Consider the following 15219-nt stretch of genomic DNA (forward strand, 5'->3'; position numbering starts at 1 on the left):
TGTGTCTTCCGAATGGAACAACATATTGGCGAGTTAATCGCACATTATGGGTATTTTGGAATTATTATAGCTTTAGCTGGCGGGATTGTTGGATTACCGATACCAGACGAGTTTTTATTGACCTTCGTTGGTTATAACGTTTCAAAAGGCGTTATGTCAGGAACAGCTGCGTTTTTAAGTGGGATGGCTGGTGCGATGTTAGGCATTACATTAAGCTACATATTAGGTTTAAAACTTGGACTCCCTGTTTTAAAAAAATATGGACCGAAAATTAGAATTAAAGAACATCACATTGAAAAAACACATATTTTATTTGAAAAATATGGCCCATTTCTTTTAATAGTTGGTTATTTTATCCCAGGAGTACGTCATTTAACAGCGTATTTTGCTGGGATGTCGAATTTAACACTTTGGCGTTTTTGTTTGTACGCTTACGGTGGTGCACTTATTTGGATAAGTGTTTTTATTGGACTTGGCTGGAAGTTAGGAGAGAAGTGGCGTTTCGTTGAGTATAGTTTGCATCATTATGGAATATGGATTTTATCCATTTCAGTAGTTGTTACATGTGTCGTATGGTTTTACATAAAGAAAAAGAAAAACCGCGAGTAGCGGTTTTTTAGCTGAAAGCGATAAATAGTACACCAGCTGTAATAAAGACAACACCAATACCAGTCATAAAGTTTAACTTTTCGCCGAGTATAATCATAGCGAGAATGATAGAAAATACGACACTTAATTTATCGACAGGAGCTACTTGTGAAACCTTTCCTGTTTTAAGGGCAAGAAAATAAAATAGCCATGACGAAGCACCTGCAACTCCACTTAATGTGATAAAGAGCAGTGCTTTTTTATTTAGCAGTACGTCGCCGATATTTTGAAATTTACCTTGTATAATAATAACGCCTATCATAAATAATACCATAATAATAGAACGAACCGTCGTAGCAACATTGGCATCGATTCCATCTAAACCAATCTTACCGAAAATAGATACAAGGGCAGCAGTAATTGCTGATAATAGTGCGAATAAGAGCCATGAACTCATAGTAAAATTCCTCCAATCGTACATTATTATACATGAAAATCATTCTCACGTATAAAGTGAATGGGATTTTACCGCCTCGCAAAGAGCTGGATAGATAACGAAATAATCCCCACCTTATATTTTTCATAAGGTGGGGAGTATTATACTACTCTGCAATTTCTTCATATAAAAAGTACGTTACATTATAAATATGTTCTACTTCATCATCTGTCATAAACAATAATTCGTCACGCTCAATCCCTTTTTTCTTTTCGATAAACTCAATCATGTTTTTACGTTCTTCTCTTTTCATCAATTTTATTTCTCCTCTCAATCTGTTTTAATACAGTTTATTTAAGTTACTGCTATTATATAACAGAATCTTTAGAAAGTTCCACCTATTTTATTGTTTTTTTCAGAAGAACTTTTCGACAAAACAAGCCCACCTAAAGGTGGGCTTGTTTCACTTTATAGTCGTAAAAACTCGGGCTCCGTCGTACCCGCACCATCGATGTAATAAATTGTATCGGGGTTGATTTTAATTAGTACATAATTAGGGTCTTCAGGACCGAGTAACCAACGCTTTAAGCTATTACTCCAAAACTTGTTTTTTAATGTGGAGTCTTCCTCGATGGAGGCTAAGCCTTCCACTTCGATATAATCTTCATCTAATTTTTTTCCTTCACGACCAAGTAGTACATGTACATTTGGATTGTTTTTAATATCTGTTATCTTTTTTGATTGTCGATCTGTTGCAACATACAGTACAAAATCTTCGTGGAAAAACATCATAAAGGCGCTATGAGGTTTCTCATTTCGTACTGTAGATAATACACCGGTACGTTGACCTTGAATAATAGTTGCGATTTTTTCTTTTAAGTGCATATTTTTTACCTCTTTTCTTAATTTACATTTTCTTTATTTAAACAAGATGATTTAAACATCTTTCATACTGTTTTCTTCAATTCAATTTTTTAAACGCAATTGTGATGAAATCGGACAAGTTAGGAGAAGAATAATAATAATAATATCGAGGAGAAATACATACGATGGAAGGATGAAAAGCATGTTTAATAAAATATTTCTTATAGTGGCTCTTATAGGTGTACCACTGTCTGTACTTGGGAAAACACTTCATTGGCCTCAAACAATTATGTTTGCTGTGTATTGTATTACGATTATCGCATTAGCGGGTTTTATGGGGAGAGCGACAGAAAGTTTGGCAATTGTATCTGGTCCTAGAATAGGTGGATTATTAAATGCTACTTTCGGTAACGCTGTTGAACTAATCATTTCGATTTTTGCACTTCAGGCAGGATTGATTGAAGTTGTGTTAGCTTCTTTAACAGGTTCTGTACTTGGAAATTTATTATTAGTAGGAGGGCTATCCTTCTTTGTGGGAGGGCTTAAATATAAAAGACAAAGTTTTAATGTATATGATGCAAGGCATAATTCGGCTTTATTAATCTTTGCTGTAGTAGTAGCATTTGTTATTCCAGAGATTTTTTCAATGAAGATGGACGCTGGAAAGACGTATCAGTTAAGTATAGGTGTCTCGATTATTATGATTATTATGTACCTTGCTGCATTGCTATTTAAGTTAGTTACGCACCGTGGTGTATATCAGCATAAAAGTGATGAAGTCGCTCATGAGGAAGAACCAGAGTGGTCGAAAGGGAAAGCATTACTCATTTTAGCGATAGCAACAATTGCGGTAGCTTATGTGTCAGAGGCGCTCGTGCATACATTTGAGACAGTTGCAAAATCATTTGGTTGGTCAGAATTGTTTATAGGTGTTATTATCGTTGCGATTGTTGGAAATGCAGCAGAACATGCATCTGCAATTATTATGGCGTATAAAAATAAAGTAAATATTGCAGTTGAGATTGCGATAGGTTCTACATTACAAATTGCCATGTTTGTTGCTCCTGTATTAGTACTGCTTTCTATGTTTTTCACGCAAAGGATGCCTTTAGTATTTACAATACCAGAACTTGTTTCTATGATTACAGCTGTTTTCTTAACGATTGCGATTTCAAATGATGGAGATACAAACTGGTTTGAAGGCGGTACTTTATTAGCTGCGTATGTCATTATGGGAATTGGTTTTTATTTATTATGAAAAATAGGCATAACAATTGTGCTCAGAGAAAACAATAAACGAAGTAGTATATATACCTTTATGTAGGAAGGAGCCAGACAGGTGAAACGAGTATACAGCATATGTCTTTCAACTATGGTCTCGTTTATTTTATTATTTCCTAACAGTGGCTTTGCAAAGACAACAGTAGAAACAAAAATGCCTTCATCTGTTTTAAATATTTCTAAAGACAATACGTTTCCAAATGATGCGCAAGATTTACCGCGTTTACAGCCGAGTAAGTTTGCTCAAGAATTATTAAAAACAGCAAATATTAAAATTGAAAATCCGGACTTAATTCGAATGTTTAATGAAACAACAATTTCGAATGCGCCGCTTGCGGTAGGGTACCGAGCAAAGATTTATTTAGGGCAATGGGCTTTACATTATGAATCGATTGATACATCGGTTAATTGGGAATATAAACAAGTAAATCGCAATGTGTACGATAATCGCGGAGGAGATCGCCTATATCCACTACGCTATAAGCAAGAAACACAAAAGACGGTTGAAGGTGATTTAACAGCAGATATGAAAGATGCTGCAGATGTGAAAAAAATGATGCTTCTCAAAGCACTTGAAAAAGTACAATTGCCACTTTCATTTAAAACGACTATTGGTTATGGTACAGGGCATGAGCGTGTGTATAATATTAGTCCGAGTCAACTTGGATATTTATATGCTTATACACCAGCAGTAAATGAAAAAGGAAAAGTAACATTTGGAGAAGTATATCTCGTATTAAAAGGAAATCAAAAAAGGCTTGTTGTAAAAAATATTACTTCTCAAGGAATTGGAGCCGCTATCCCAATTCATGATCATTTATATTTTAAATTCATTTCTTCTTCTCATTCGCAATAAGATAAAAAACGTCAGCTTATAAGCTGACGTTTTTTTATAATGTAATATTTGCTGTTTTTGATAAGAAATCTTCGGTTGGATAGTAGCTGTTTTTTACAAGAACATTCGGTCCAAGACATTTTACTGCTGGACAGTGACAGCTTAATGATTTTGCTGTTTTTGAAGCGCTCCATTTTTCATACGCTTCTTGTAACGTATTTGTTTGAATGTTACCTAGAAGTGGAACATCACCAAAGTCCGTTACAATAATATTTCCATCAAAAATATTTACATTTAAACGAGAACGGCCATCTGGATCGTTACGAACAGTTACATTTTTGCTCTTTTGTAATTTTTTAAATGTGGCAATGTCTCGCTCATCATCGCTACAAGCGTAGAAAGGTAAAGTTCCAAATAACATCCATACATTTTCATCGCGAATTTCTAGTAAATGCTCAATTGCATCACGAATTTCAGCTTTTGTTAAAATCTCTAGATTACTCGCGAAGTCACTTGGATACATTGGGTGAACCTCATGACGTTTACATCCCATTTCATCAACGATTTGACGATGAATATGCTCAATGTGTGGTAGAGTTCGTTTATTCAACATCGTTTCGGCTGATACGAGTACACCTGCATCTGATAGAGCTTTACTATTTGTGATCATACGTTCAAATAATTTTGCACGCTGTTCATACGTAGGTTTACGCTCCATCATTGCAAATCCGCCTTCAACGAAGTCGTCAATTGTTCCCCAGTTATGAGATATATGCAATACGTCTAAATAGGGAATAATTTGTTCGTAACGTGCTAAATCTATAGTTAAGTTTGAGTTGATTTGAGTGCGAACACCTCGTTCGTGGGCGTATTTTAAGAGTGGTGTTACATAGTTGTCGACGGATTTTTTTGAAAGCATAGGTTCTCCGCCAGTAATACTTAAAGAACGTAAATGAGGAATCTCATCTAATCGTTTTAATAAAAGATCCATCGGAAGCGGATTCGGGTCTTTCGGCTGTAACGTGTAACCAACAGCGCAATGCTCACAGCGCATATTGCATAACGTCGTTGTTGTAAACTCAACATTTGTTAATAGTAGTTTGCCGTACTCTTCAAGGTCCATATACGCTTCCCATGGATCGTAAGAAGGAGTAATCGGCTTCATTTTTTGTGATATCGTCATATGAAATACTCCTTTGACTATTGAAATAACAATTTGTCCATCCTCTATAATAGAAGAATATGTGCTTTTTATAAAGCGAAACTTTTTAGAGGAAAAAGAGAGAGGGCTTACATTATAGTGAATAACCGTGACAAAATTGATGAAATTACATACCCATTGTAATCATTTTTGCGGTATAATAAAAGCAACTCGAATTAAAAGGAGAGTGCCTTCATGGGAAAAGCAATTCAAGATAAAGATACACAATTAGTATATTTAAAAGAACGTTTAAATATGTTCATTGAAGTAATTGATACAATTGAACCTGAAGAAGTAGAATTAGAAGATGTAGATCGTCTTCTTGCAATGCTAGATGAATTAGAATTAAAATGTGAGCAATTTAAAAAAGACGAATAATATATTAAAAAGGCTGCCAATTCCAATTTGGTAGCCTTTTTCTGTGCGGATAATAGAAGGACGATAGAAAAAGAGGTATAATCAAGTTGTGAAAAATTTCATGTATGCTTGAATAGCGTGAAACAAATAAAAAGCTGCAGAGCATAATAGTGGAAATTTCAGCTCATAACGTTTTGGTAGCGTTCACAATTGAGGGGGAAGTAACAATGGAAAAGCTTCAAGAAAGCATGTATCAACTAATTGTTGAAACGTCAACGAACTTACCGAAAGATGTTCGTCGTGCGATTCAACAAGCGAAAGAGCGAGAAAATGCAGGGACTCGTTCTGCGATGGCACTTGGCACAATTACAAATAATATTAAAATGGCTGATGATAACATCTCGCCAATTTGCCAAGATACAGGGATGCCAACGTTTAAAATTTATACACCAGTTGGTGTGAATCAATTAAAGTTGAAGGAAGCTATCTATAATGCGCTTGAGCGGGCGACAAAAGATGGTAAACTTCGTCCAAATTCTGTTGATTCTCTTTTTGGAGACAATAGTGGAAATAATTTAGGACCAGGTACACCGGTTATTAAGTTTGAACAATGGGAAAAAGATTATATTGATGCACGTTTAATCCTAAAGGGGGGTGGCTGTGAGAATAAAAATATTCAGTATAGCTTACCGTGTGAACTAGAAGGACTTGGACGAGCTGGCCGCGATTTAGAAGGGATTCGTAAATGCCTTCTTCATGCGGTATATCAAGCACAAGGTCAAGGATGTAGTGCAGGTGTAATTGGTGTTGGTATCGGGGGAGACCGCACATCAGGTTACGAATTAGCAAAAAATCAATTATTCCGTACATTAGATGATGTCAATCCAATCCCAGAATTACAACAACTTGAAGAATATGTATTAGAAAATGCGAATAAGCTTGGCATTGGTACGATGGGATTTGGCGGAGAAACAACTTTACTTGGCTGTAAAATTGGCGTGTATAACCGTCTGCCAGCTAGTTTCTACGTATCTGTGGCGTATAATTGCTGGGCATACCGTCGCCTTGGTGTAACAATCCATCCTGAAACAGGTGAAATTATGGATTGGTTATATCAAGAAGGTGAAGATACACTGGAGCAAGAAGTACAAGAAAAAACGGAGCAGCGTGAAATTGTATTACAAGCGCCAATTACAGAAGAGCAAATTCGTGAACTTCGCGTTGGTGATGTTGTAACAATTAATGGCATGATGTATACAGGTCGTGACGCAATTCATAAGCATTTAATGGATAACGATTGTCCAGTAGATTTAAATGGACAAATTATTTACCACTGTGGTCCAGTTGTTGTGAAAGATGAAAATGACAATTGGCAAATTAAAGCGGCAGGTCCAACGACAAGTATTCGTGAAGAACCGTACCAAGGTGATATTATGAAGAAATTCGGTATTAGAGCTGTCATTGGAAAAGGCGGCATGGGTGCGAAAACATTAGCAGCTTTAGAAGAACACGGTGGTGTATATTTAAACGCAATCGGTGGTGCAGCGCAATATTATGCTGAATGTATTAAAGAAGTGAAAGATGTTGATTTCTTACAATTTGGTATTCCAGAGGCAATGTGGCATTTACGTATCGATGGATTTAAAGCAGTTGTAACGATGGATTCTCACGGTAATAGCTTACATGCAGATGTTGATAAAACATCACTTGAAAAATTAGCTAGCTTTAAAGAGCCAGTATTTAAGTAAACAAAAATGCATCTCGAACGATTCGAGATGCATTTTTTTGGTATATATAGAAAAACATGTTCAGCATGAAAGAATGCGTAGCAACAGAAACTACGAGTACGATTATATATGGAAAGGAGACTATTTATGAAACATAAATGGTTATATATCGGTCTCATTTTTTCAATTATGATGGCACTTGTTCCAGTTTCGGCACTAGCTTATACAAATACTCCACATAACTGGGGAATCCCGCGCCCTAAAAATGAAACAGTACCAGATGCAGGAAAGTTATATACAGATTTGCTACAAAAAAATGGTGGTTTTTATTTAGGGGATACGAAGAAAAAGGATATTTATTTAACATTTGATAATGGATATGAGAATGGATACACAGGAAAAATCTTAGACGTATTAAAAGAGAAAAAAGTACCAGCAACTTTCTTTGTAACGGGGCATTATATTAAAACACAAAAAGATTTATTGTTAAGAATGAAGAATGAAGGACACATTATTGGAAACCATTCGTGGAGCCATCCTGATTTCACAGCGGTAAATGATGAGAAACTTCGTCAAGAATTAACGAGTGTAACGGAAGAAATTAAAAAAGTAACCGGGCAAAAAGAAGTGAAATATGTACGTCCTCCGCGCGGCGTATTTAGTGAAAGAACGTTAGCTCTTACGAAAGAAATGGGCTACTATAATGTATTTTGGTCACTTGCATTTTTGGATTGGAAAGTGGATGAGCAAAGAGGGTGGCAATATGCTCATAATAATGTTATGACGATGATTCATCCAGGATCTATTTTATTACTTCATGCAATATCAAAAGATAATGCAGAAGCACTTGCGAAAATCATTGATGATTTGCGCGAGAAAGGGTATCATTTTAAAAGTCTAGATGACTTAGTAAAAAGCAATCAACCGTAAGCATGTATGCTTGCGGTTTTCTCATGCTATAATGATGTGTAAAAAGGATGGGGAAACGTATGTGGAGCGAACATGTTACGTTAGAGTATCCGTATCATTTTGAAGAAGTATTAAAACGTTTATCTTTTGATCCTCTTAACGTCATTCAATTAGATGAGAAAGTTATTTATGTCCCGCTTTGTATAGACGAGGAACAGATTGTTGTTCGCCTGCAAGGGATTGGTACTGTTCAAAATCCACAGTTTTGGATTTCTAGTCAGACAGGAGATCCAGAGAAAGTTATGAAACGAATGAGGGCCATTTTTCATTGGAATGAACCGTTTCAAGATATACAAAATCATTTTTTAAACACATCATTACGTCCACTATTTGAAACATATGCTTATACTCCAATTATTTTAGAATTTGATTATTTTGCTTGTCTTCTTCGCTGTATCATTCATCAACAAATAAATTTGCTACTGTGTTAACAGAACAGTTTGTGAAACGATATGGAACAGAAAAGAACGGTGTATTCTTTTTCCCCACTCCAGAAATAGTAGCAAATATTTCAATAGAGGAATTGAGAGAGCAGAAGTTTAGTCAGCGAAAGGCTGAATATATAGTAGGATTAGGTCGAAGTATTGCCAGCGGTACATTAAATTTAGCGAGTATAGAAACCAAGGCGGAAGAAGAGATTTCAGCACAATTGTTACCAATTAGGGGGATTGGTACATGGACAGTGCAAAATTTTTTAATGTTTGGGCTTGGACGGAAAAACATGTTTCCGAAAGCGGACATTGGGATTCAGCGTGCAGTACAAGGTGTATTTCAATTAGATGATAAGCCTGATGATGCATTTTTAGAAAAAGTGAAACAAGAGTGTGAACCATACTGCAGTTATGCAGCGTTATATTTATGGAAAAGTATAGAGTAGAGGTGTAATAATGATACAAAAGCAACATGAGAGTAAGTTGGAAGTTGGTCAAACGTTCCCTGTGACAATTAAACGTCTTGGGATTAACGGAGAAGGCGTTGGTTATTTTAAGAGACAAGTTGTTTTCATTCCAGGGGCATTACCAGGAGAAGAAGTTGTTGCAGAAACAACGAAAATTCAGCGTGGCTTCGCTGAAGCGAAAGTGAAAAAAGTTCGTAAAGCTTCACCACATCGTGTGAAAGCACCATGTCCGGTATATGAAGAGTGTGGCGGTTGCCAATTGCAACATTTAGACTATAAAGAACAATTAAATCAAAAGCGTGATATCGTTGTACAAGCATTCCAGAAGTATATGAACAACGGTTTGGAAGAGAAAATTCGTCCGACGCTTGGCATGGAAAATCCATGGCATTATCGTAATAAGAGTCAACTACAAGTGGGGCGTAAAGACGAAAAGGTTATTACAGGACTGTATAAACAAAATTCACATCAGTTAATTGATATTGCTCATTGTATGATTCAACATAAAGCAACGAATGAAGCGACAAAAGTTGTAAGACGTATTTTAGAAAAATTAAATGTTTCTATTTACAATGAGAAAAAACAAAAAGGTTTAGTACGTACAATTGTGACACGTACTGCAGTTCAAACAGGGGAAGTACAAGTTACACTTATTACAACAAAAGAAGAGTTGCCAAATAAAGAACAATTTATTGCAGAAGTACAAAAACAGATGCCAGCTGTTAAATCAATTATGCAAAATGTAAACTGGCGTAAAACATCTGTTATTTTCGGTGATAAAACATTTAAATTAGCTGGAAAAGAAGTAATTCAAGAAACACTTGGTGATTTATCATTTGAATTATCAGCACGTGCATTCTTCCAGTTGAATCCAGAACAAACGGTTGTTTTATACAATGAAGCGAAAAAAGCCGCTGCTTTAACTGGCAATGAGAAAATTGTAGATGCGTATTGTGGTGTTGGTACAATCGGACTTTGGCTTGCAAATGATGCAGCGGAAGTACGTGGTATGGATGTAATTCCAGAAGCAATTGCAGACGCAAGAAAAAATGCGAAGCGTCACGGATTTACAAATACGAAATATGAAGCAGGTAAAGCTGAACAATGGCTACCGAAATGGGTAAAAGAAGGATGGCGTCCAGATGTAATTGTTGTCGATCCACCTCGTACAGGTTGCGATGATAAATTACTGGAAACAATTTTAAAAGTGAAGCCGAAACAAGTTGTTTACGTATCTTGTAACCCTTCTTCATTAGCACGTGATGTACAAGCGTTAATGAAGAGCTATGAAGTGGAATATGTACAACCAGTTGATATGTTCCCGCATACAGCTCATGTAGAAAATGTAGTGAAGCTTGTTAGAAAGTAAAGTGTATTTATATTCCCTCACGATATGAGGGAATATTTTCTATGAAGGAGAATAAAATGAACAATTATAAATTAACGATTCAGTACGATGGTGCACGTTTTAAAGGATGGCAACGTCTCGGTAATAACGATAATACGATTCAAGGAAAAATCGAAAGTGTCATTTCCGAAATGGTCGGAAAAGAAATTGAAATTATCGGTTGTAGTAGAACAGACGCTGGTGTACATGCTTTGAATCAAGTTGCTAACTTTCAAAGTGATGAGAAGTTAGTGGAACATAAAGTAAAAAAATATTTAAATCAATATTTGCCAAATGATATTAGCATTACAAATGTGGAAGAAGTACATGATCGATTCCATGCTCGTTACAATTCTAAAGCAAAAACATATCTGTATAAAATTTGGAATGAAGAGCATACGAACCCATTTATGCGTAAATACAGCATGCATGTGAATAAAAAATTAAATGTGAAAAGCATGAAAGAAGCTGCGAAACATTTAGTTGGTTCACATGACTTTACTGCTTTTTCAAATGCAAAATCAAAGAAAAAGTCTATGGTGCGAGAAGTATATACACTTGATGTGATGGAAGAGGCAGGATTTGTACAAATTAGAGTAAGTGGTAACGGATTCCTTCATAACATGGTACGAAAAATTGTTGGAGCATTAATTGAAGTTGGATTAGGACAATTAGATGCAGAGGCGATTCCACACATTTTAGAGGCGAAACAACGTAATCAGATTAATTGCCTTGCTGAGGCAAGTGGTTTGTATTTGGAGAATGTTGAGTTTTAATAATCAGTAAAAAAATCGAGCTGTGTAGGCTCGATTTTTTTATGCTTTAGCGTTAAGAAGATCTTTCTTTCTTCATACGTATCTTCAAATTCCAAAAAGCAGCAAGCATAATAGCTGCAAAAGAGCCGCTAAGTGTTGCTAGTAGCTTTGCATAAGGATAGGCATTTATATCAATGAGTAACATCATACATAAAATGGTAGGGAAAAAGGCTAAGTATTGTAATAACTTTAACTTTGTATTACTACTCATATATATCATTCCTTTCAAGTATGTTATATGTTAATTATATCATATTTTACCAATTTTTTATTTGTACTTGGAAACAGATTGATCCCGTTTTAATAGGCAATAAAAGACTAATTGGTGAGGGCTAGTCATCAGTCGAAGATGGACAAAACCGCCACTGATTAAAGTCTTATTTTATATGTGTAAATGCAGTTTTTTAATTCGATATTGTAAGTTTTGTCTACTTAATCCTAAAAACTTTGCAGCTTGTGAGATATTACCGTGATATTCTTTTAGAATTTGATTGATGTAGTTCTTTTCCATTGCTTCTATTGTGTGTTTTAATGTTTTAGGTGTATCAGTATCGTTATTAGTTAGGAAAGGTTGCGTATTGAATTCTTTTTTTATTCGTTCGCGAAAGCGAGTGGGAAGATGAAACGCTGTAATAATATTTTCATCTTCAACCAAGTTCATTGAACCTTCAATGATATGTTCCAATTCTCGTACATTTCCGGGCCAATCATATGCATACAAGAATTCTCTTACATGTACATCTATATCTGTTACGCTAAGTTCAAATTGAATGTTGTACTTTTCGATAAAGTGCTGAACAAGAGCGGGAATATCTTCTTTTCGTTCGCGTAACGGCGGGAGGCATAAAGTAACGACGCTTAATCGGTAATATAAGTCTTCCCGTAATCGATTGTTTGTAATAGCTTCAAGAGGGTCTTCATTAATAGTTGCTATAATGCGAACATCAATTTCTTTTTCTTGTGTGCCTCCGACTCTTCGTATTGTTTTTTCTTGTATAGCCCGCAGTAACTTCGCTTGAAGTGCTGGACTTAACGAATTGATCTCATCTAATAACAAAGTTCCTCCGTTCGCTTCTTCAAATAAACCGGCTTTATCGATAGCTCCTGTAAATGCACCTCGGTTCGTACCAAATAATAAACTTTCCATTAACGTATCAGGTATAGCGGCACAGTTTTGTGAAATAAATGGTTTGCCTGAACGCTGGCTTTCATTATGGATACTTTGTGCAAATAGTTCTTTCCCAGTGCCTGTCTCTCCTACGAGAAGTATAGAGGAGGATGTACGAATGACCCTTTTTCCTTCCGCAATGATTGATTGAATGGCTTCAGAATCACCAATTATGTGATCAAAGGTAAACTTATTATTTTGTTTTCGGGAAAGGTTTGTTTTCATTGTTTGTTTAGAATTGCTAATCTCTTTTGAAATTTCAATAGCGCCTTTAATTTTTCCATTTTCTATTATAGGGAAAGTATTGTTAATCGTTGTAATTTCTTGCCCTTTATTGTTAAAATAAGTTTGTTTTATATTTTTGTTTGTTTTTCCTAATTTTAATGCTTCTATAAGAGTACTATTTTTATTTTCCTCAAATGCGAATACTTCTAAAGGACTTTTATATAGCACATCTGAGCGCTCCATTGATTCAATTTCCATCATTTTACGGTTATAGATAATCGTTTTACCTTCCTCATTAATAATATGAATCCCGATATCGAGTTCATTGAGCAAAGTTTCATATAGCATATTCATTTCAATGATCTGTTTCAAATTAATTTCTTCTGTACGCATAGATTATCTTCTCCTCATTTCACCCTATGAAGACTGACTTTTTATAATTTTATTAAAATTCTTATAAAACCGCAAAATTTTTTTGCGATTTTCCTTTTAAAACTTTTTACACGGTAGAAAAAATTTGCGGTTATGAAGATTTTTTTGTGAGGAACCCTCATTTTAAATAGGAATTTAAGATTGGTACGCATTTTGCATAAAGAATAGTTGAAATCTCTAAAGGAGGGATATGCAACGTTTCAGTACCAATTAATAAGAAGGAGGAGTGTATAAAGTGAAGACGGTTATAGAAGGCGTGTATAGTCCTTGTTACGGGAAAGTTGAGAAGTTATTTGTTACGGAAAGTTCTTACGTATACGAATGGGAGAAATTAGCGTTAATTGAAACAATAGATAAACAGAAAGTAGAAATTAAGGTAGGAATCAGTGGGTATATCGAGTCATTAGAAGTAGTAGAAGGACAAGCTATCGCTGATAAAAAGTTATTAATAACAGTGAGGGATGATCTTTTAATAACAGGTAGTGATTAATACTATGTATTTTGCTCTTTTCAATAATTATTTTTCGTATAAAAAAAATAAAAACGCTTACATGAAATGGGTTTCCAAAGGGAAAAGGGGGGATTTGTATGATGGATCAAAACCAAGGATTAAAAAGGGAATTGAAAAGCAGACACATATTTATGATTGCACTTGGAGGAGTTATTGGTACCGGACTTTTTTTAGGATCGGGGTATACAATTCATGAAGCTGGGCCTGGAGGAGCGATTGTAGCTTATCTTGTTGGAGGATTTGTTATGTATTTAACGATGCTCTGTCTCGGAGAATTAGCTGTTGCGATGCCTGACGCAGGATCTTATCAAACGTATGCGACAAAGCATATTTCCCCTGCAGCGGGTTATGTAGTCGGATGGATGTCGTGGCTAAACTGGTCGGCTACAATAGGTATTGAACTAATTGCAGTTAGTATTTTAATGAAACGCTGGTTTCCTGATGTACCGTCTTGGGTTTGGTGCGTAGTGTTTGCGGTACTACTTTTTGCTATTAACGCGTTATCTTCAAGAAGTTTTGCAGAAGTTGAATTTTGGTTTGCAAGTATTAAAGTCATTACAATCATTGCATTTATTATTTTGGGCGGGGCAGCGATGTTTGGTTTTCTAGATATGAAAGGAAATGAACCAGCACCAATGTTCTCTAGTTTTACTGATTATGGTGGATTGTTTCCAAATGGATTATCCGCTATTTTAATTACGATGATTGCTGTTAACTTTTCCTTCCAAGGAACAGAACTAGTCGGTATTGCAGCAGGTGAGAGTGAAAATCCAGAGAAAACAATTCCGAAGGCAATTAATAATACAGTTTGGCGTATACTCGTGTTCTTTGTATTATCTATTTTCATTCTTGCAGGATTATTCCCTTGGCAACAGGCGGGAGTAATAGAAAGTCCATTTGTAGTTGTATTTGATAAAATTGGTATTCCTTATGCAGCCGATATTATCAATTTCGTTATTATTACAGCGGTTCTATCCGTTGCGAATTCAGGATTATATGCAACTTCTCGTATGCTATGGTCTATGTCTAATCAAGGAATGATTAGTCCGATTTTTGGTAAGTTATCTAAAAATGGTGTTCCTATTTATGCATTGATTGTAAGTACAATTGTAGGTTGCCTTTCATTACTATCAGGTATTTATGCGGAAGATACAGTTTATTTATGGCTACTTTCTATTGCTGGGTTCGGAGCGATATTAGTTTGGGCATCTATTGCTCTATCTAACTTATTAGCTAGAAGGTCATATATAAAGCAGGGCGGAGATGTGAAAGACTTGAAATTTAAAACACCGCTGTATCCATTCGTTCCACTGCTTGCGTTAGTATTAAATATAACGGTAATTGTAGGTATGGCCTTTATTCCAGAACAAAGAATGGCATTGTATTGTGGAATTCCATTTATGATTGTTTGCTTACTGTTTTACCGTGCGACAAGAAATAAGGCACATAAAGTAGAACATATTGAAAAGACAGATACAACAGAAGTAGAAAGTTTATAATATTGAGTAATTTGGAGACTGTAAAA

16 protein-coding genes and 1 pseudogene are annotated in these 15219 nt (G+C 35.5%); 11 read left to right on the forward strand and 6 right to left on the reverse strand.

The window, feature by feature from the left end; translation table 11 throughout:
- The first annotated feature begins 12 nt into the window (after positions 1–12).
- The gene (locus tag NST14_RS02470) at positions 13–609 is read left to right on the forward strand and encodes a DedA family protein (RefSeq protein ID WP_000434856.1); all 597 of its coding nucleotides are present in this window, start codon (positions 13–15) and stop codon (positions 607–609) included.
- Positions 610–616: 7 nt separating this feature from the next.
- Here the strand turns inward: NST14_RS02470 and NST14_RS02475 are convergent, their stop codons facing one another.
- The 3 genes from NST14_RS02475 to NST14_RS02485 all read right to left on the reverse strand — a co-directional run bounded on the left by NST14_RS02475 (position 617) and on the right by NST14_RS02485 (position 1909).
- On the reverse strand, positions 617–1045 hold the full coding sequence (locus tag NST14_RS02475; RefSeq protein WP_229143097.1) for an EamA family transporter: 429 nt from the start codon (positions 1043–1045) through the stop codon (positions 617–619).
- Between the two features lie 145 nt (positions 1046–1190).
- Positions 1191–1337 (reverse strand): BH0509 family protein, encoded by a 147-nt coding sequence (locus tag NST14_RS02480; protein ID WP_000817786.1) that lies wholly within the window; start codon positions 1335–1337, stop codon positions 1191–1193.
- A gap of 155 nt (positions 1338–1492) precedes the next feature.
- Positions 1493–1909 (reverse strand): pyridoxamine 5'-phosphate oxidase family protein, encoded by a 417-nt coding sequence (locus NST14_RS02485; protein ID WP_000550222.1) that lies wholly within the window; start codon positions 1907–1909, stop codon positions 1493–1495.
- A 181-nt stretch (positions 1910–2090) separates the two neighbouring features.
- Here NST14_RS02485 and cax point away from each other — a divergent pair, with 181 nt between their 5' ends.
- Both cax and NST14_RS02495 read left to right on the forward strand, forming a co-directional pair.
- Positions 2091–3146, forward strand: a complete 1056-nt coding sequence (gene cax / locus NST14_RS02490) for a calcium/proton exchanger (protein WP_000482144.1) — start codon at positions 2091–2093, stop codon at positions 3144–3146.
- Between the two features lie 81 nt (positions 3147–3227).
- Entirely contained in the window at positions 3228–4025 is a 798-nt protein-coding gene (locus NST14_RS02495) for a YfkD famly protein (RefSeq protein WP_001992424.1), read from the forward strand.
- 34 nt (positions 4026–4059) lie between these two features.
- On the opposite strand, the gene yfkAB is transcribed toward NST14_RS02495, so the two are convergent.
- Positions 4060–5187, reverse strand: coding sequence for a radical SAM/CxCxxxxC motif protein YfkAB (gene yfkAB / locus NST14_RS02500; RefSeq protein ID WP_000156010.1), 1128 nt, complete (start codon positions 5185–5187; stop codon positions 4060–4062).
- Positions 5188–5400: 213 nt separating this feature from the next.
- Between yfkAB and NST14_RS02505 the strand changes: the two genes are divergently transcribed.
- The 6 genes and pseudogenes from NST14_RS02505 to truA all read left to right on the forward strand — a co-directional run bounded on the left by NST14_RS02505 (position 5401) and on the right by truA (position 11319).
- Positions 5401–5583 carry an SE1561 family protein gene (locus NST14_RS02505; RefSeq protein ID WP_000513558.1) on the forward strand — a complete coding sequence of 61 codons (183 nt, stop codon included), beginning with the start codon at positions 5401–5403 and terminating at the stop codon, positions 5581–5583.
- 206 nt (positions 5584–5789) lie between these two features.
- Positions 5790–7310 carry a class I fumarate hydratase gene (fumA, locus tag NST14_RS02510; protein ID WP_000413517.1) on the forward strand — a complete coding sequence of 507 codons (1521 nt, stop codon included), beginning with the start codon at positions 5790–5792 and terminating at the stop codon, positions 7308–7310.
- 126 nt (positions 7311–7436) lie between these two features.
- Entirely contained in the window at positions 7437–8219 is a 783-nt protein-coding gene (pdaA, locus tag NST14_RS02515; RefSeq protein WP_000681213.1) for a delta-lactam-biosynthetic de-N-acetylase, read from the forward strand.
- Between the two features lie 59 nt (positions 8220–8278).
- Positions 8279–9135: pseudogene (locus NST14_RS02520) on the forward strand (DNA-3-methyladenine glycosylase family protein).
- A gap of 10 nt (positions 9136–9145) precedes the next feature.
- Complete coding sequence (gene rlmD, locus NST14_RS02525; RefSeq protein WP_000615223.1) at positions 9146–10525, forward strand: 23S rRNA (uracil(1939)-C(5))-methyltransferase RlmD; 1380 nt, start codon at positions 9146–9148, stop codon at positions 10523–10525.
- A gap of 56 nt (positions 10526–10581) precedes the next feature.
- Positions 10582–11319 carry a tRNA pseudouridine(38-40) synthase TruA gene (gene truA / locus NST14_RS02530; RefSeq protein WP_001067307.1) on the forward strand — a complete coding sequence of 246 codons (738 nt, stop codon included), beginning with the start codon at positions 10582–10584 and terminating at the stop codon, positions 11317–11319.
- A 52-nt stretch (positions 11320–11371) separates the two neighbouring features.
- On the opposite strand, the gene NST14_RS02535 is transcribed toward truA, so the two are convergent.
- Positions 11372–11569 (reverse strand): hypothetical protein, encoded by a 198-nt coding sequence (locus NST14_RS02535; protein ID WP_061185485.1) that lies wholly within the window; start codon positions 11567–11569, stop codon positions 11372–11374.
- 171 nt (positions 11570–11740) lie between these two features.
- A complete protein-coding gene (locus tag NST14_RS02540) occupies positions 11741–13144 on the reverse strand; it encodes a sigma-54 interaction domain-containing protein (protein WP_001258439.1) in 1404 nt (467 codons plus the stop codon).
- A gap of 274 nt (positions 13145–13418) precedes the next feature.
- On the opposite strand from NST14_RS02540, the gene NST14_RS02545 reads away from it, so the two are divergent.
- Positions 13419–13673 carry a biotin/lipoyl-containing protein gene (locus tag NST14_RS02545; protein ID WP_000859492.1) on the forward strand — a complete coding sequence of 85 codons (255 nt, stop codon included), beginning with the start codon at positions 13419–13421 and terminating at the stop codon, positions 13671–13673.
- Positions 13674–13771: 98 nt separating this feature from the next.
- The gene (locus NST14_RS02550) at positions 13772–15193 is read left to right on the forward strand and encodes an amino acid permease (RefSeq protein WP_000969259.1); all 1422 of its coding nucleotides are present in this window, start codon (positions 13772–13774) and stop codon (positions 15191–15193) included.
- The last annotated feature ends 26 nt before the right edge of the window (positions 15194–15219 follow it).

It is taken from the genome of Bacillus sp. FSL W8-0519 (assembly GCF_038005585.1).
In the GTDB taxonomy this organism is placed as follows: domain Bacteria; phylum Bacillota; class Bacilli; order Bacillales; family Bacillaceae_G; genus Bacillus_A; species Bacillus_A paranthracis.